The following is a 16275-nucleotide window of genomic DNA, read 5'->3' on the forward strand; positions in this document are numbered from 1 at the left end:
AATAGGCTGTGGTGCGCGCTACTTGTCGATGTCGCCGACCACGAAGAACAGCGAGCCCAGGATCGCCACCATGTCCGCGACCAGCGTCCCCGGCAGGAGCACGGCCAGCGCCTGGATGTTGTTGTACGAGGCGCTGCGCAGCTTCAGCCGGTACGGGGTCTTCTCGCCCTTGGAGACGAGGTAGTAGCCGTTGATGCCGAGGGGGTTCTCGGTCCAGGCGTAGGTGTGGCCCTCGGGGGCCTTCAGGACCTTGGGCAGGCGCTGGTTGACCGGGCCCGGCGGCAGTTCGGCCATCCGGTCCAGGCAGGCCACGGCGAGGTCGAGCGCGTTGTGGGTCTGGTCCAGCAGGACCTCGAAGCGGGCCAGGCAGTCGCCCTCGGTGCGGGTGACCACCTTCAGGACGTCCTGGAGCTCGCCGTAGGCCAGGTACGGCTCGTCGCGGCGCAGGTCGAAGTCGACGCCGGAGGCGCGGGCGATGGGGCCGGAGACCCCGTACGCGTGGACGCCCTCGGCGGAGAGCACGCCGACGCCGCGGGTGCGGCCGCGGAAGATCTCGTTGCCGTGGACCAGCTTGTCGTAGACGTCCATGCGGGTGCGGACGTCGGCGATGGCCTCGCGGGCCCGGCCGAGCCAGCCGGCCGGCAGGTCCTCCTTGAGGCCGCCGACGCGGTTGAACATGTAGTGCATGCGGCCGCCGGAGATCTCCTCCATGACGGCCTGGAGCTCCTCGCGCTCGCGGAACGCGTGGAAGATCGGGGTGATTCCGCCCAGTTCGAGCGGGTACGAGCCGAGGAACATCAGGTGGTTGAGCACCCGGTTCAGCTCGGCCAGCAGGGTCCGCATCCACACGGCCCGCTCGGGGACCTCCATGCCGAGCATCCGCTCGACGGCCATGACCACACCGAGCTCGTTCGAGAACGCGGACAGCCAGTCGTGGCGGTTCGCGAGCATCACGATCTGCCGGTAGTCGCGGGCCTCGAACAGCTTCTCGGCGCCGCGGTGCATGTAGCCGACCACCGGCTCGGCGCTGACGATCCGCTCGCCGTCCAGGACGAGACGCAGGCGCAGCACGCCGTGCGTGGAAGGGTGCTGGGGGCCGATGTTGAGCACCATGTCGGTGCTCTCCGCCGCCCCGCCGATGCCGACCGTGGTCTCCGTCATGGCGGCATTGTCTCAGCCCTACGCTTGAGGAATGGAAACGGGGACTGCGGGTGAGACGGACGGGCCTGTGTGGGTGGGGCTGCCGGGCGGGCTGCTGAGGCTGCGCCGGATGCTGCTGGTGGTCTGGACGGGGGTACCGGCGGTGGCCACGGCGGTCGTGGCCGGGCTGCTGATCGGACCGGTCTGGGCGTTGCTCGGCGTGTTCTGGCTGCTCCTCCTGGTGTGGGGCTGGGAGCTGACCGGCCGGAACTGGCGGTCCTGGCGGTACGCCGAGCGCGCGGACGACCTGCTGATCAGCAGGGGCGTGCTGTGGCGGGAGCAGACCGTGGTCCCGTACGGGCGGATGCAGCTGGTCGAGGTGACCTCGGGGCCGCTGGAGCGCCGCTTCGGGCTGGCCTCCGTACAGCTGCACACGGCCGCCGCGGCCACGGACGCCAAGATCCCCGGTCTCGCGCCGGCCGAGGCGGAGCGGCTGCGCGACCGGCTCACCGAGCTCGGCCAGGCAAGGTCGGCGGGCCTGTGACCCCCGACCCGGCGGAGGCCGCTCCGGCTGAGGCCGCCCCGGTGGGGACCGCCCCCGGCGTCACCGGCGAGCGGCGGCTGCATCCCTTCACCCCGCTGCGCCGTGCCTGGGTGCCGATCGCGGCGACCCTCGGCGTCGTCCTCCAGCAGGGCGACAAGGCACAGCAGTGGATAGCGGACCAGTCCGCCGTGCTGCGCCTGCTGGCGCTGGCCGCCCTGGTCCTCGTCTTCGGCCTGTACGGGTTCCTGAGCTGGTGGGTCACCTACTACTCGGTGACCGACACCGAGCTGCGCATCCGCACCGGCCTGCTGTTCCGGCGCACCGCGCACATCCGGCTCGACCGGATCCAGGCCGTGGACGTCACCCGGCCGCTGCTGGCCCGCGTCGCGGGGGTCGCCAAGCTGCGCCTCGACGTGATCGGCACCGAGGACAAGGACGAGCTGGCCTTCCTCTCCGAGAAGGAGGCCGTGGCCCTGCGCGCCGAGCTGCTGGCCCGGGCGGCCGGCTTCGCCCCCGACGAGGCCGTGAACCTGGGCGAGGCCCCCGACCGGGAGCTGCTGCGCGTCCGCCCGCGCGACCTCGTCGTGTCGCTGCTGCTGAGCCTGGGCGTCTGGGCGGCGCTGGCCGGCGGACTGACCGCGCCCGTGGTCGTGTGGTGGCTCAGCTCCAGCCCGTGGGCGGCCGTCGTCACCCTGCTCCCGCTGCTCGGCGCGGTGTGGGCGGGCAGCGCGGGCCGCTTCCTCGTCGAATACGACTGGCGGGTCGCCGAGTCCCCGGACGGGCTGCGCCTGGACCACGGTCTGCTCGACCGGGCCCACGAGACCGTGCCGCCGGGCCGCGTGCAGACCGTACGGATCGTGGAACCGCTGCTGTGGCGGCGGCGGGACTGGGTCCGGGTGGAGCTGGCCGTGGCGGGCTCGAAGAACGACGTGCTGGTCCCGGTGGCCTCGCGGACCGCCGCCTACGCCGTGATCGCCCGGGTGCTGCCGGGCGTGGACCTGGCCGCCCTGTCCTTCAGCGGCTCGCCGGGCACCGGTTCGCGCTGGGTGGTCCCGGTGTGGTGGAAGGGCTACGCCCTGGCCGTCTCCCCGGACGTGTTCGCCGCCCGGCACGGCCGGGTGTGCCGCCGTACGGAGATCGTCCCGCACGCCAAGGTGCAGAGCGTCCGGCTCACCCAGGGCCCGTGGGAGCGCGCCCGCGGCCTGGCCGACGTACACGTGGACACCGGGGCGAACGCCACGGTGACGGCCCGGCTGCGGGCCGCCGTCGAGGCTGCCGAACTGCTGCGCGCCCAGGCGGCCCGCTCGCACACCTCCCGGGCCACGGCCCGCCCGGACCGCTGGATGACGAAGCCGGAGGCGGAGCCGGAGACGAATCCGGAGACGGAGGCGGAGCCGGAGACGGGACGGGAGGCGGGGGCGTAGGGCCGGACGGCGGGGCGTCGGCCGAGCGTTCGGCGTCCCGGATGGCCCGGGCCCGGGCCATCCGGGACGCCGGTGCCGAGGACTAGCCGATGCCGCCGCCGCCCGCGCGGACCAGGCCCGTCTCGTACGCCAGGACCACCACCTGCACCCGGTCGCGCAGGCTCAGCTTGGTCAGGATGCGGCCCACGTGGGTCTTCACCGTCGCCTCCGAGAGCACCAGCCGCGCCGCGATCTCGCCGTTCGACAGGCCCTGGGCCACCAGCAGCATGACCTCGCGCTCGCGCTCCGTCAGCCGCTCGATCTCCTTGTTCTGCGGCTCCTGCGTGGTCGTCGGCAGCATCGGGGCGAAACGGTCCAGCAGCCGCCGCGTCGTCGACGGCGCGACCACCGCGTCCCCGCTGTGCACCGAGCGGATCGCCGCCAGCAGCTCGGCCGGCGGCACGTCCTTCAGCATGAAGCCGCTCGCACCCGCTTTCAGCCCGGAGAACGCGTACTCGTCCAGGTCGAAGGTGGTCAGGATGATCACCTTCGGGTGCTCCTCCGGCTCGCAGATCCGCCGCGTCGCCTCGACCCCGTCGAGCCTCGGCATGCGCACGTCCATCAGCACCACGTCCACCTTGGTGGCCCGCAGCACCTCCAGCGCCTCCAGGCCGTCACCGGCCTCGGCGACGACCTCCATGTCCGGCTGGGCGGCGAGCACCATGCGGAAGCCGGTGCGCAGCAGCACCTGGTCGTCGACCAGCATCACTCGGATGGACATCCGTTACCTCGTCCTCTTCAACTCTTCTTCAGGGGCAGCAGCGCGCTGATCCGGAAGCCGCCGCCGGGCCGTGGCCCGGTGTCCAGGGTTCCGCCGACCATACCGATCCGCTCGCGCATGCCGATCAGTCCGTGCCCGGCGCCGTCGGCGCCGCCGTCCTCGTACAGCTCGTGTGCCGCTCCCCGCCCGTCGTCCTCGACCAGCAGGCCGAGCCCGTCGTCGAAGTAGACCAGCCGGACGCTCGCCTTCGCGTCGGGGCCCCCGTGCTTGCGCGTATTGGTCAGCGCCTCCTGCACGATCCGGTACGCGGTCAGTTCGACTCCGCTGGGCAGCCGCCGGGGCGCGCCCTCGACCTCGAAGTCCACCGAGAGCCCCGCCGCCCGCACCTGCTCGACCAGCACCTCGATCTGCTCGACGTCCGGCTGGGGCACGTAGTCCTCGGACTCCTGCGGTTCGCCGGTGCGCAGGACCCCCAGCAGCCGGCGCATCTCGGCGAGGGCCTGGCGGCCGGTGCCGGAGATGGTCTGGAGGGCCTCCTTCGCCTGCTCGGGTGCCACGTCCATGACGTACGCGGCGCCGTCGGCCTGGACCACCATCACCGAGACGTTGTGCGCGACGACGTCGTGCAGCTCGCGGGCGATCCGGGCGCGCTCGGCGGCCACGGCCACCTTGGACTGGGCCTCGCGCTCCTTCTCCAGCCGCTGGTTGCGCTCGATCAGCTGGGCGTAGTAGGCCCGGCGGGTGCGCAGCGAGTCGCCCAGCACCCAGGCGAGGGCGAAGGGGACGATCATGAAGACGGCGAAGAGGATGTTGTCGACGTCGCTCGTGCCCTTGTCCACGCCGTGCCGCACGAAGTAGAGCGGCGCGGCGGCCAGCCCCCAGCCCAGTGCGGTGCGCGAGACCCAGCGCGGGACCTCGCTGGCGGCGACGGTGAACAGGATCACGAACATGGCGACGTCGTAGAACCCGGCGATGACGCCCACGCCCAGCTGGTAGACCCCCGCGCCGAGGGTGAGCCAGAACATGGCCTGCGTCCACTTGCGCCGCAGGGCCACGGCCGTGCTCATGGCGAACACCACGGGGACGGCGGCCAGCTTCATGGGGGCGCCGACGGTGCTCTCGGCAGCGACGTTCAGCATCGAGACCCCGAAGAGGAGGACAGCCCAGAAGCTGTCGACGCCCGTCGGGTGTCTGCGGAGGAAGTCGTAGAGGCGCTGCACGTAACCCAGAGTAGGGAACGTGGATAGGTGCTGGAGTCAACCAGAGGTTCCAACCTGGCCCGGGGGGCGTACTCCCCAAGGTGGAGGGTGAGCATAACCTTCGTGGGATGAGCGCCCAGGATGCACCCGCGACCCCGGTCCGATGGCGCAGTGCGATGGAAGCCGCGCTGTACGGGCCCGGCGGTTTCTACGTCCGCCCGGGCGGGCCCGGGCCCGCCGGGCACTTCCGCACCTCGGTGCACGCCTCCGGGCTGTACGCGGGAGCCGTGGCCCGGCTGCTGCGGTGGGTGGACGCGGAGCTCGGGCACCCGGCCGTCCTGGACCTGGTCGACATGGGCGCCGGGCGGGCGGAGCTGCTGACCGGGGTGCTCGCCGCGCTGCCGGCGGACGTGGCCGTACGGGTGCGCCCGTACGCCGTGGAGCGCGCGGAGCCGCCGGCGGGGCTCGACCCGCGGATCCGCTGGACGGCTTCGCCGCCCGAGGGGACGACGGGGCTGCTCTTCGCCAACGAATGGCTGGACAACGTGCCGCTCGACATCGCCGAGGACGGGCGGTACGTGCTGGTCGCGCCCGACGGTACGGAGAGCCCGGGCGGCCCGGTGGACGCGGCGGACCTGGCCTGGCTGGAGCGGTGGTGGCCCGGCGGCGGCCGCGCGGAGATCGGCCGGGCGCGCGACGAGGCCTGGGCGGCGGCGGTGGCCGGTGTGGAGCGGGGCCTGGCGGTGGCGGTGGACTACGCGCACACTCGGGAGACGAGGCCGCCGTACGGCACGCTGACGGGCTTTCGCGGGGGGCGGGAGGTCCCGCCGGTTCCCGACGGCAGCTGCGATGTCACCGCGCATGTGGCGATGGACGCGTGTGCGGGGGTGGGGGCGGGGTCGGGCTCGGCGCCGGGCTCGGTGTTGTTGACCCAGCGGGAGGCCCTGGCCGCCCTCGGGGTTTCGGGCGCCCGGCCGCCGCTGGCCCTGGCGTCCTCGGATCCGGCGGGGTACGTGCGGGCGCTCGGATCCGCGGGGGAGGCGGCTGAGCTGATGGCCCGTGGGGGGCTGGGGGACTTCCTGTGGCTCTGCCGGCCGGTGGGGATAGCGGCGGCCTGGCCGGGCGTCTGACGCGGCCCTGCGGTGGGCTGACGCGGCCCTGCGGCCGCCGCTGGGGCTCCGCCCCAGACCCTCCCCCAGACTCCGTCCGGGGGGACCCCCACGCCTCAAACGCCGGCGGGGCTGGATATGGCTGCTGCCGTGCGCTGGATGCAGCTTGCGCAGCAGGAAGGGGCGGGATCCCGTTTGGATTCCGCCCCTTCCTCAGAGGTCGTGCTTACTGCGTGACCTCGTCGTGGCCCGCGTGGAGGCCACCGCCGCCGCCGCTGCCGCCCGGGGTCGGGACGGAGACGACCGGCTTCGAGAGCGGGGCCAGGTCGTGGGCGTAGTGGCCGACCGCGTCCGCGATGACGTCGACGTTGATGTCGAGCGCCTTCTGGTCGATGTTCGTGATGTCGTCACCCTTGCCGTGGTAGTTCACGTCGTAGGCGACACCCGCCTGGCCACCGAACTTCGCGGCCTCCGCGGCGGTCTTGATGCCCTCGGCGCCGGTGAACGTACCGCCGGACGGGATGCCGACCTCGATGAACGGGCCGTAGTCCGAGCGGCCGGAGAAGTCCGTGCCCGCGTGCGGGATCTTCTTGGAGTCGAGGAAGTCGGTGATCCCCTTCTCGATCTGGGCGGAGCCCTCCGGGCCGGGGCCCGCGCCCACGCCGTCCGAGTCGTCGCCGTCGTAGACGAAGTAGGCGGCGTTCGGCGAGGCGATCATGTCGAAGTTCAGGTAGAGCTTGATCTGCTTCTTCTGGGCCTCCGTCAGCCCCGCGACGTACGCCTCGGAGCCGAGCAGGCCGTACTCCTCCGCCGACCACCAGGCGAACTTGACCTTGTTCTTGATCTTCGTCTGGCTGCTGGCGAGGCGCTGCGCGACCTGGAGGATGCCGGCCGAGCCGGAGCCGTTGTCGTTGATGCCCGGGCCCGCCGCGACCGAGTCGAGGTGCGCGCCGAGGAAGACGGTGTTGTCCGCGTCCCCGCCGCGGGTCTCCGCGACCACGTTGTAGGTCTTGCGGTTCTCGCGGAACTCGCGGATGTCGAGGGTGACCTCGACCGGGCCGGCCGCGGCCTCGGCGGCGAGCTTCTCGCCCTCCGCCAGCGTGATGCCGCCGGTGGGCACCTTGCCCGCGGTGGCGTCGCCGAGGGTGCCGTTCAGGGCGCCCTCGGTGTTGTTGTAGAGGATCGCGCCGACCGCACCGGCCGCGGCCGCGTTGGCCTGCTTGGCCGCGAAGGTGCAGCCGCCGCGCTTGACCAGGGCGATCTTGCCCGTGAAGGCGCCCGCGGCGAAGTCGCCCGGCTCGCAGCCGTTCGTGCCGTCCGCGTCGACCGGGGCGACGGCGAGCTGCGCCGTGATGCCGTCCTCCGGGCCGCTCGTGGTGTACGTCATCAGGTGGATCGGGACGTCGCGTCCGTTCGCGCCGTTCACCGTCAGCTTCTCGGCGATGGTCTCGACGTACACGAAGTCGAACTCGTTCTTCGTGACCTTGTAGCCGGCCGCCTTCATCACGGCCTCGACGTACTTCGCCGACTGGACGTGGCCCTTGGAACCGGCCACGCGGGTCCCGTCGTTGTAGTCGGCGATCGCCTGTAGGACCTTCAGGTGGTTGTAGGCGCCCTTGCCGGTCGCTTCCTTGACCAGCTTCCTGGCCAGCGCGTCACCGCGTGCGGCGTCGCTCTGCGGGCTCGTGGCGCCGGCCGGGCCGGCGAGCAGCAGGGGCGAGACAAGGGCCGCGGCCGCCAGGGCGGCGGTGGCAGTGGCTATACGGCGTGAGGGCATGCAAGGTCCTTCCACGGCATAAGTGCAAGCAGGGCCAAACGGTGGACGCACGTTAAGCGGCAAGGAGCCGCCATGGCCAGAGTTTCAACTGATTCCGGTTCATGAAATCCGGATATCGGCGAATTGGCCTAGCGCAGGATGCCCTCGATGAAGTCCGAACCAATGCGTGCGACCGCAGACAGATCCAACTGATGCTGGGCATACCGGCCTTGGCGTCGGGTATGGATCAGACCGGCCTTTTTCATGACGGCCAGATGGCGTGACACCTCCGGCGCGGTGATCCCGTACACGGTCGCCAGCTCACCGGTCGTGTACGGGGCCCGGGCCAGGCTGCGGCACAGCATCATCCGTACGGGGTGCGCCAGTGCCTCCATGCGCCGCTGGAGCAGTTCCACCGACCCGGGAGTGGAGTCCAGTTCGGGGGAGCCGAGCGGGTAGTGGACCACCGGACGCCAGCCCGGTGCGTGCAGCACCAGCAGGTGCGGCCAGCCGAAATTGGTCGGTATGAACACCAGGCCGGTGCCTATGACGGGGTCCGTGGCCGTCGTCGAGCCGTCCACCATCTTGTCTGCGGTGATCGTCGTGCGGCCCTCGTCCACGCCGAGCGCCGACGACACCTCCTTGAGCGCGGCCGGCAGCCCCTTGCGGCGCAGCAGCTCGGTCTTGTGCCGGGCGTCGGCGGCCTGCGCGGGCTCGACGCGCTTCCAGATCTCGGCGAAGAAGGCCTCGTCGCAGTCCTCGACGAGCCGGCGCATCCACACCCGTACGGCCGCGGTGTCGTCCAGCAGCCGGATGGAGAAGTCCAGCTGGCGGGGGCCGCGGGCGGCGGCCGTCTCCAGCGCCTTGGCGCGGCTCGACGGGTCCGTGAGCGGGGAGGGGCCGCCGCCGTCGTTGTACGTGGCCAGCCAGCAGTGTTCGAGGGCGGCCGTCACGAACCGCTCGTCGTCCATCCGGTCGAGTACGTCGAGCTCCTCGGCCAGGGTGGCACTGGGCAGGCCGGTCCCGCCGGGGACTCCCGCGAAGGGCATGAAGATGTCGGAGAAGGAGCTGCGCCACATGAACTCGGCCTCCAGCAGCCGGTCCGCGAGGCACGGGTCGAGCGAGGCGGCGGTCGCGGTGCTCCAGGAAGCGAGCCGGGGGTGGTGGGCGGGCTGGGAGAGCGCGTGCAGGGCCATGCAGAGTTCGGCGAGCGGGGAGGGGGTGAAGCTGATGCGCTCGGCGGGGAGCCCGGCGATGTGGATGGTGACGCTCATCGGGCCATTCTGCCGGTGCGCTCCCGCTGGGGGTGGCGGTGACGGGGCCGGCCGGCCCCGGACCCCGTCCCCCGGGGCTGGGCCCCGGGCCCCTGTGCGGCCGCGGCCGCGCCTCCGTCGCCGGGGCTGGGCCCCGGGCCCCGTGTGGTGGTGCGGCGCCGTTGCGGGGGCGCTGCCCCCGGGCCCCGCGCCTCAAACGCCGGCGGGGCTGGGTTTGGCCTCCGTGCGCGGGATCGGCCTGCCGGGCCCGGGGTGGGTTGGCCCCTTGCGCGGGATCGGGCTGCCGGTCCTGGGGTGGGTTGGCGCCTTGGGCGGGATCGGGCTGCCGGTCCTGGCCTGGGCTGGCCCCTCGAGCGGGATCGGGCTGCCGGTCCTGGCCTGGTTGGCCCCTTGAGCGGGATCGGGCTGCCGGTCCTGGCCTGGGTTGTCACTTGGGCGGGATCGGGCTGCCGGTGTGTGCGCGGGGGCACTCCGGGGTGTCTCCTCGGCTCGCGCACTTGGCGGGGTCTCGGTCGCTGGGCCCTGGTTGCGCGCTCGTCCTGCGGGGACCCCCCTGCGTGCCCCCGCTCCCCCGGGACGGGGCGTGTCCTCGGCTCGCGCACCTGGGCGGGTCTCGGCCGTTGGGCCGTGGTTGCGCGCTCGTCCTGCGGGGACCCCCCTGCGTGCCCCCGCTCCCCCGGGATGGGGCGTGTCCTCGGCTCGCGTACGCGTCTCGGTCGTTGGGACGTGGTTGCGTGTTTGGTCTGCGGGGACGCCGCTGTGCGTCCCCGCTCCTGCGAACAGGCCCGCGCCGTCCTGGAGGGTCGCCCCGCCCGCTACCCCGGGCGCGCCGCACTCCACCGCCTGCCGGCCCGCCCCTGCTGACCGCTCGCGCCGCCTGGGTGGGTGGGGACTACCCCTCGAACAGTGCCTTGACCACGGAGGGCCCGGGGAACTCGCGGGCCAGCGCATCCATGATCACCTCGTCGCACACCTCACCCAGCCAGTACCCGGCCTCGCGTAGGACCCCGGCCCGCTGGAAACCGGCCCGCTCGTACGCCGTGACACCGCCGATGTTGGGGGCCAGCACCTTGAGCCAGACCATGCGAAGGTTGGTCACGTGGAAGCCGTAGTCCAAGGTCAGACGGGTCGCCTCGGTACCGAGACCCCGGCCGCGGGCCTCTTTTCCGATCATGATGACGAACTCGGCCGTTCGCACGGCGTCGTCCGGCAGTAGCGTCGTGACACCGACGGGTACCGGTTCGTCGCCGGCCAGGTCGTAGACCGTGAAGCGCACGTTCGCGCCGCGCAGCTGCTGAGTCATGCCCTCGGCCCGCGCTTCGAGGGACTCCGGTACCTGACGGCCGTAGCCGACCAGCAGCGCCGGGTCCTGCTCCCACGCCCAGTACGTCTCGACCAGATCGGCCCGGTAGAGGCCGAGCCCACAGCTCTTGCTAGCGATCCACAGCATCGGTTCAGAAGGTGTCACGGTGCTCTCCGATCGTGAGGACGGGCGTGTAGGCGCTGGTCGATGGGGGTTCTGCGGCGGCGGTCCCGTCGTGGGTCATGATCCATGCGTGCAGCCTGACCGGGTCGGGGGCGACACCGTGGCACCAGATGACGGAACGGCGCCGCATGGCGAGCAGGAGGGCCACAGCCGCGGATTCTTCCAGGCAGCCGGTCCGGGCGGGGGAGTACCAGGCGGCGCGGCGGACAGCGTGGACGGACGCGGTCGCCTGCTCGCGAGTGGCCGGTCTCGTGGTCGCCGACGCGGCGTTGCGAATAGTCCCGATGAGGCGCTTCATGGCGGTCCCCCGGTTTCCTGCCGCCTTGATGACGAGGACGGCGGCCAGGGCAGCGGCAGCGGCGGGGCACCAGGCTCCGCCCGGCACGGTGAGTCCGGCCGGGTGCTCGGCGCTGCCCCAGCTCGCCGTCGGCGCGGTCGTCGGTCCGGGTTCGGCGGGGATCAGACAGCGAACGCGGCCGTTGGCGTAGTCGATGACGACTTGGACATGCCCGAAGTCGACGGACCTCTGCATCACATCGCCCTCCCGGTCAGGGGCACGGCCCACCTGGGTTCGCGGGAGCCGGCCACGGCGTGCACCCAGGCGTCGGCGGCCAGGGCCTGCTCGAGCGTCGCGAGGGGCATGGGTACCCCAGCAGCAGCCTGGCGGATCTGCTCACGAAGGCGCCGGCGGTCGAGCAGGCCGATCTCGGCCACATGCACGCCTCCGGTGTCGAGGAGTTCAGGAAGTGCGGCGCGCAGCCCGCTGTAGTGGTCGGCCTCGAACGAACCCTTCGTGGTCCTGGCCGTGAGCGCGGAAGGGAGAATATCCCCGAACGCCCTGGTCAGCAGTGGTTTATAGGCGTAGAGCGGTGAGCGCTGGGCGAGCGGAGCACGCACCACCGCGTCCACCACGGAGGAGTCGAGGAAGGGATTGTGCAGGTCGACCCCGCAGGTGTCGGCCAGCTCGGCATCGGCCACCGCTGTGCGCGCCACCTCCCTGATCTCCTCCACGAGGATGCGTACGGAGGCGTCCAACCCCGGCAGCGGGTCAGGAGCGGCGGCGTACTCCTCGGCGGCCTCGGTGAGGAGGCGTACAGCGGAGGGGAGCGCCCAGGGCGGTAGCGGGAGGGCCGGGAACCATCCGACGTTTCCGCGATTCCGCCCCCTCTCCTTCCCACCGGCCAGTTCGGCAGCGAGTTCGGCTGCTGCATGGTCTCGGGTGCTGGTGGCCATGCGGGCGGCGTCACGCAGCAGGGGGGCGACAGCGGTGCGGCGCAAGCGTGCCCACCCCGACGCCTCCCGTAGTGCCCGGCCGTACCGGTGGTGGCGGATGAGGTCGGCGAGGTGGGCGGGGGGCTGGAAGAGGACGCTGTCCCCGCCGTCGCCGGTCAGGTGGGTGCGCGTTCCGAGCGTGCGGTGCATCCAGCGGAGTTGGGTCCTCAGACGGGCCTGCGTGAGCGCGGAGGGGGCGGGCTCATCCGTCACGGGGACTTCCCTGAGTCCGGTGTACGGGCGGTGCTCGTCGCCGAGTGGGAGGAGCTGGTGGCGGATGCGGCCCTGGGACGCCTCGGCGGCGAGACGCGCGTACTGGAGGTCTGCGCCGTTGAGGACGTCCTGCGGGTGGACGGTGACCCCGTTGATCGGGTCACGGGCCGCGCGGGATGCCAGGACGGCGAGGGTGGTGGAGTCCAGCCCGCCGGAGAGGTCGTTGGACAGTGCCGGGTCGGCCTGCACGCGCAGCTTCACCGATGCGGTCAGGGCGTTGCGCAGACGCAGGAACGCAGGTGGACCGGTGAGCGGATCGGGACGCCATGTGGTGCTGCACGTGGAGGGACCGCCACTTGCGGGGAGTGCGACACGGCTGCCGGGCGGGAGTCGGCGGACGTCGGTGAAGAAGGAGCGGCCACCGGCCAGCATCGGCAGGGCCGGGGCGAGGACGGCACACGCCAGACGCCCCGTGTCGATGCCCTTGCCTGCCAGGGCGGCCAGGTGGCGGGCCGACGTCGACCAGGCCCACGTACCCCTCCAGACAATCGCGTAGAGGGGCATCGCAGAGGCCGGATCTGTGTGGAGCACCAAGCCGTCCGTCAGCTCCTCCACGACCGCGTACCTCCCCGGCCACTGCCAGGCCGTTTGGGCGGGTAAGGGCCGTTCGGCGAGGTCCCGCACGGCCTCATCGCCCGCCCCGCACGGACCGATGACGTGGACGCGCCGGCCGGGGCGTTGCGTGGTGCGCACGGGGGTGTCACCGAGCCGCCACATGGACGATGGAGGGATGACGGTCTCGGCACCGAACGGGTGCGGGAGATCGGGCCGGGTGGTGCTGAATCCTCCGACAGGCATGGAGTCCTCCGGGTCCGTTGAGGCGATCGCGGCCCCGGGCCGAAGACCAGGGCCGCGATCGATGTGTGAGGATCAGGAGTTGTAGGCCCGGCGCTTGTCCTCGCTGCTGCCTCCGCCCTGGCCCTCGGTCAAGTCGGCGACATCGCCCAGGTCGATGGAAGTCGCCTGCTCCTCGGTCGTTCCGGTGGTGTTGTTCGTGTCGTGGGTGGTGCTCACGGTGGTGCTCCTCTCGATCGGGTTCGAGCAGCCACCACCATGGCCCTCGCGGGATGAACCGATCCACTGCCGCGTCCTATAGGGCCGTCCTATATTGCGGGGATGGAGCCGGACCTGGACGTGTGGGCACACCCTGGTCTGCGTGCTGCGGTGGCTGCGGGCGACTGGTCGACGGTGCTGCGGACGTGGCGGACGCTGACCCGCGTCAGCCAGACCAAGCTCGGTGCGCTGGTGGGCCTGGCACAGCCCGATGTCTCGGCGATCGAGAACCGGCGCCGCGCGGTGACGTCGGTCGAGGTGCGCCAGAGGATCCTGGAAGGGCTGCGCGTACCGACCGAGTTGCTCGGTGTCGGGCCCGAGGAGCTGCCCATGCCCTCGCTCGTGCTGCCGGGCGTGGTCTCCGAGGCGGCGGCGGACCGGCTGACGCGCGTCAAACAGGGCCGGCTGCGTCTGGACGCCGCGTCGCTGGATTCGCTGGAGGGCTTACTGGCCGCGCACCGCAGGGCGGAGGACACTCTGGGCTCCCACGCGATGTTCGGTGTGGTGGCTGCCCAATTCCAGCAGGTGGCAGGGCTCTACGGGCAGGCTCGCGGGCCATTGGCGGACCGTCTGGTGAAGGTGATGGCCGAGTACGCGCAGTTCCTCGCCTGGATGGCTCAGGACCAGGACAACGCCCCGGTGGCCCTCGGTTGGTTCGACCGCTCCTACGACTGGGCGCTGGAGTCGGGGCACGAGGACTTGGCGGCCACCACGATGAGCATGAAGGCGCACCTGGCATGGTCGGGCGGGAACGGGCGACGCTGCGTCCGGCTCGGCGAGGCTGCCGCTTCGAAGGCGGGTGCGAGCGAGGCGACCAGAGCCATGGCGGTGCAGATGGCCGGGCGGGGGTACGCCTTGGAAGGCGACGGTGGCGCGGCGTACCGCAGGCTCGACGAGGCTCAGCGCATCATCGCGGGTGCCACGGATGCTCCGCCTTGGCTGTACTTCTACGGTGAATCCTGGTTCTCGGCCCAGCGCGGTATGGCCGACCTGCACCTGAGCCGGTGGGGCAGCGCGGTGGAGAACCTGGCGACGGGCCTCGCCGGGTTCGACCTCTCGTACCGTCGTGACCGGGCCTGGTACGGCGCTTGTCTGGCGCACGCCCATGCCGGCGGCGGTGAGGCCGAGGCGGCTCTCACGACGGCGCTTGCGGCAGTGCCTGACGCCGCGGAATTGGGCCGACCGCACGCTTGGGGGGAACTGCACGCCGTGGCTGGCCTGTTGCTACGGCGCGGCGCATCCGAGGGGCGGGCGCTGTTCGAGGTGCTGGCCGCCCTGGACTAGCTGGACTTGACCGCCTGGAGGAAGGCCGACCAGGCGGGCCGGGAGACGGTCAGGTACGTCTCACCGGGGTCGGCGCCGCCGGATACGTTCACGGCCGCGTCGGGGCCGGCCGTCGCTATGTGTACGCAGGCTTCGCCGGTGCCGCAGTAGGACGACTTCTGCCAGCTGAGCACGGACATGGAGGTCTTCCCTTCACTGGGTGCGCAGGATGCTGTGGATGAACTGGCTGCTCTCCTCGCGGCCGAGGGCCATGGCCTCCATACGGCCTAGGAGGAGCCGGTATCCGTCCAGCCGGGCCTCGGCGTCCACCAGTGCCGGGCCGTGTGACTGGTCCAGGTGGACCGTGTCGAGCTGCGGCACGGGACCGTGGGCGTAGTAGATCGACTGTCCGGCACCGGGAAACGATCCCGCGTCGAACGGGATCACAAGGATGCGGATCTGGCTCCGTTGGCCCATTTCCATGAGGTGGGCGAGCTGCCCCTTGACGACGGCGCGTCCGCCGAACTGCATCCGCAGGGCCGCTTCGTGGATGATCGCGGTGTAGGGAATGGGGTCGCTCCGGTAGAGCACGTCCTGCCGCTTGATCCGGTGGGACACCCGGTGCTCGACCTCGGGAGGTGTCAGCTCTGGCACCACCTGTCGGAAGACTTCCCGCGCGTGGTCCGCTGTCTGCAACAGGCCCGGCACATGGGCGGTGTAGGCGGCGCGCAGCGCCAACGCGTGGTGTTCGAGCTCGGCCAGGTCCAGGAGGCTGGGCGGCAGCACCTCCCGGTACTGGTCCCACCAACCGTTCATCCGGTCGGAAGCCATCGCGGCGAGCGCGTCCACCAGTTGCGAGTCGCAGACCGAGTAGACGCGTGCCATGGCACGGACGCGCTCAGGGCTTACTCCGAATCTGGCCGTCTCGACATTGCTCAGCTGGCCCGAACTCGTGCCGATGGCAGCCGCGGCCTCGGTTGCCGTCATACCGGCTCGCTCGCGGAGTTTGCGCAGTTCAGCCGCCAGCCGGGCACGCCGGGCCGTCGGCACGGGGCGAGTGACCACGCTTCACTCCTCACTCACACGAGGGAATTCGGCATCGAATTCCTTGGATTCATACAAAGAATCTTTGACTGTCTCTAATCTGGGACCAGGCCACCTCACCCGGAAGCACCCCGCTCGACGGAGCGGCAAGGTCACCGGGCAGCACGTGCAACGCGACCAAACCCCCTCCGTGATCGGAGACTTCCATGCCCGCCACCGTATCTCCGTCGTGGGCCTACGGCCTGCAACTCCCGCAAGATCCCCGCGCCCCCGGCCTCGCCCGCCAGACCCTGCGCTCCGTGCTCCGCACCCACGCGATGGGCGCGCTCGTCGAGACGGCCGAGCTGCTGGCCGGAGAGTTGCTGGCCAACGCCTACCTCTACTCCGACGGCCCCTACGCCCTCCGGCTCCGGGCCATGGGGACCGCGCGGCTGCGCATCAGCGTCTGGGACAGCAACCCGTACATCCCCCCGCCCTTCGGCGCGGACGCCGTCACCGGAACACCGCGTGCGGACGACGAGCGAGGCCGCGGGCTGTTTCTCGTGCGGGCGTTCGCCGCCAACTGGGGCGGCTACCCGCTCAGCGGGACCGGGCCGGGTCAGGACACCGGGGGGAAGCTGCTGTGGGTCGAACTCCGGGCCTGACCGGGAGGGGGCGGCCGGTGCTCGGGGACCCGGC

At 71.8% G+C, this 16275-nt stretch carries 16 protein-coding genes; 5 read left to right on the forward strand and 11 right to left on the reverse strand.

Annotation, left to right across the window (positions count from 1 at the left end):
- Window positions 1-18: 18 nt before the first annotated feature.
- Window positions 19-1161 (reverse strand): NADH-quinone oxidoreductase subunit D, encoded by a 1143-nt coding sequence (locus ACFWP3_RS20135; RefSeq protein WP_384222753.1) that lies wholly within the window; start codon window positions 1159-1161, stop codon window positions 19-21.
- 31 nt (window positions 1162-1192) lie between these two features.
- Between ACFWP3_RS20135 and ACFWP3_RS20140 the strand changes: the two genes are divergently transcribed.
- Window positions 1193-1684, forward strand: a complete 492-nt coding sequence (locus ACFWP3_RS20140) for a PH domain-containing protein (protein ID WP_384222755.1) — start codon at window positions 1193-1195, stop codon at window positions 1682-1684.
- A complete protein-coding gene (locus ACFWP3_RS20145; RefSeq protein ID WP_384222757.1) occupies window positions 1681-3108 on the forward strand; it encodes a PH domain-containing protein in 1428 nt (475 codons plus the stop codon). The genes ACFWP3_RS20140 and ACFWP3_RS20145 overlap by 4 nt, the downstream gene beginning before the upstream one ends.
- Before the next feature lie 82 nt (window positions 3109-3190).
- On the opposite strand, the gene ACFWP3_RS20150 is transcribed toward ACFWP3_RS20145, so the two are convergent.
- Window positions 3191-3868 (reverse strand): response regulator transcription factor, encoded by a 678-nt coding sequence (locus tag ACFWP3_RS20150; RefSeq protein WP_069920799.1) that lies wholly within the window; start codon window positions 3866-3868, stop codon window positions 3191-3193.
- Window positions 3869-3885: 17 nt separating this feature from the next.
- The gene (locus ACFWP3_RS20155; RefSeq protein WP_384222760.1) at window positions 3886-5088 is read right to left on the reverse strand and encodes a sensor histidine kinase; all 1203 of its coding nucleotides are present in this window, start codon (window positions 5086-5088) and stop codon (window positions 3886-3888) included.
- Between the two features lie 107 nt (window positions 5089-5195).
- On the opposite strand from ACFWP3_RS20155, the gene ACFWP3_RS20160 reads away from it, so the two are divergent.
- Window positions 5196-6197, forward strand: a complete 1002-nt coding sequence (locus tag ACFWP3_RS20160) for an SAM-dependent methyltransferase (protein WP_384222763.1) — start codon at window positions 5196-5198, stop codon at window positions 6195-6197.
- Window positions 6198-6402: 205 nt separating this feature from the next.
- On the opposite strand, the gene ACFWP3_RS20165 is transcribed toward ACFWP3_RS20160, so the two are convergent.
- The 6 genes from ACFWP3_RS20165 to ACFWP3_RS20190 all read right to left on the reverse strand — a co-directional run bounded on the left by ACFWP3_RS20165 (window position 6403) and on the right by ACFWP3_RS20190 (window position 13251).
- Complete coding sequence (locus ACFWP3_RS20165; RefSeq protein ID WP_384222768.1) at window positions 6403-7953, reverse strand: M28 family metallopeptidase; 1551 nt, start codon at window positions 7951-7953, stop codon at window positions 6403-6405.
- A 128-nt stretch (window positions 7954-8081) separates the two neighbouring features.
- Entirely contained in the window at window positions 8082-9206 is a 1125-nt protein-coding gene (locus tag ACFWP3_RS20170) for a DUF5937 family protein (RefSeq protein ID WP_384222770.1), read from the reverse strand.
- Window positions 9207-10098: 892 nt separating this feature from the next.
- Window positions 10099-10656 carry a GNAT family N-acetyltransferase gene (locus tag ACFWP3_RS20175; RefSeq protein WP_384222771.1) on the reverse strand — a complete coding sequence of 186 codons (558 nt, stop codon included), beginning with the start codon at window positions 10654-10656 and terminating at the stop codon, window positions 10099-10101.
- 4 nt (window positions 10657-10660) lie between these two features.
- Entirely contained in the window at window positions 10661-11224 is a 564-nt protein-coding gene (locus ACFWP3_RS20180; protein ID WP_384222774.1) for a lasso peptide biosynthesis B2 protein, read from the reverse strand.
- Window positions 11224-13035 carry an albusnodin/ikarugamycin family macrolactam cyclase gene (locus ACFWP3_RS20185; protein ID WP_384222776.1) on the reverse strand — a complete coding sequence of 604 codons (1812 nt, stop codon included), beginning with the start codon at window positions 13033-13035 and terminating at the stop codon, window positions 11224-11226. The genes ACFWP3_RS20180 and ACFWP3_RS20185 overlap by 1 nt, the downstream gene beginning before the upstream one ends.
- Window positions 13036-13107: 72 nt before the next feature.
- On the reverse strand, window positions 13108-13251 hold the full coding sequence (locus tag ACFWP3_RS20190; protein WP_384222778.1) for an albusnodin family lasso peptide: 144 nt from the start codon (window positions 13249-13251) through the stop codon (window positions 13108-13110).
- A 102-nt stretch (window positions 13252-13353) separates the two neighbouring features.
- Here ACFWP3_RS20190 and ACFWP3_RS20195 point away from each other — a divergent pair, with 102 nt between their 5' ends.
- Complete coding sequence (locus ACFWP3_RS20195; RefSeq protein WP_384222780.1) at window positions 13354-14574, forward strand: helix-turn-helix domain-containing protein; 1221 nt, start codon at window positions 13354-13356, stop codon at window positions 14572-14574.
- Here ACFWP3_RS20195 and ACFWP3_RS20200 read toward each other — a convergent pair.
- Complete coding sequence (locus tag ACFWP3_RS20200) at window positions 14571-14753, reverse strand: DUF397 domain-containing protein (protein WP_384222782.1); 183 nt, start codon at window positions 14751-14753, stop codon at window positions 14571-14573. The genes ACFWP3_RS20195 and ACFWP3_RS20200 overlap by 4 nt on opposite strands.
- 13 nt (window positions 14754-14766) lie before the next feature.
- On the reverse strand, window positions 14767-15618 hold the full coding sequence (locus ACFWP3_RS20205) for a helix-turn-helix transcriptional regulator (RefSeq protein ID WP_384222785.1): 852 nt from the start codon (window positions 15616-15618) through the stop codon (window positions 14767-14769).
- A gap of 185 nt (window positions 15619-15803) precedes the next feature.
- Here ACFWP3_RS20205 and ACFWP3_RS20210 point away from each other — a divergent pair, with 185 nt between their 5' ends.
- The gene (locus ACFWP3_RS20210; RefSeq protein WP_384222787.1) at window positions 15804-16241 is read left to right on the forward strand and encodes an ATP-binding protein; all 438 of its coding nucleotides are present in this window, start codon (window positions 15804-15806) and stop codon (window positions 16239-16241) included.
- Window positions 16242-16275 lie beyond the last annotated feature (34 nt).

Source organism: Streptomyces sp. NPDC058525 (genome assembly GCF_042719495.1).
Taxonomy (GTDB): domain Bacteria; phylum Actinomycetota; class Actinomycetes; order Streptomycetales; family Streptomycetaceae; genus Streptomyces.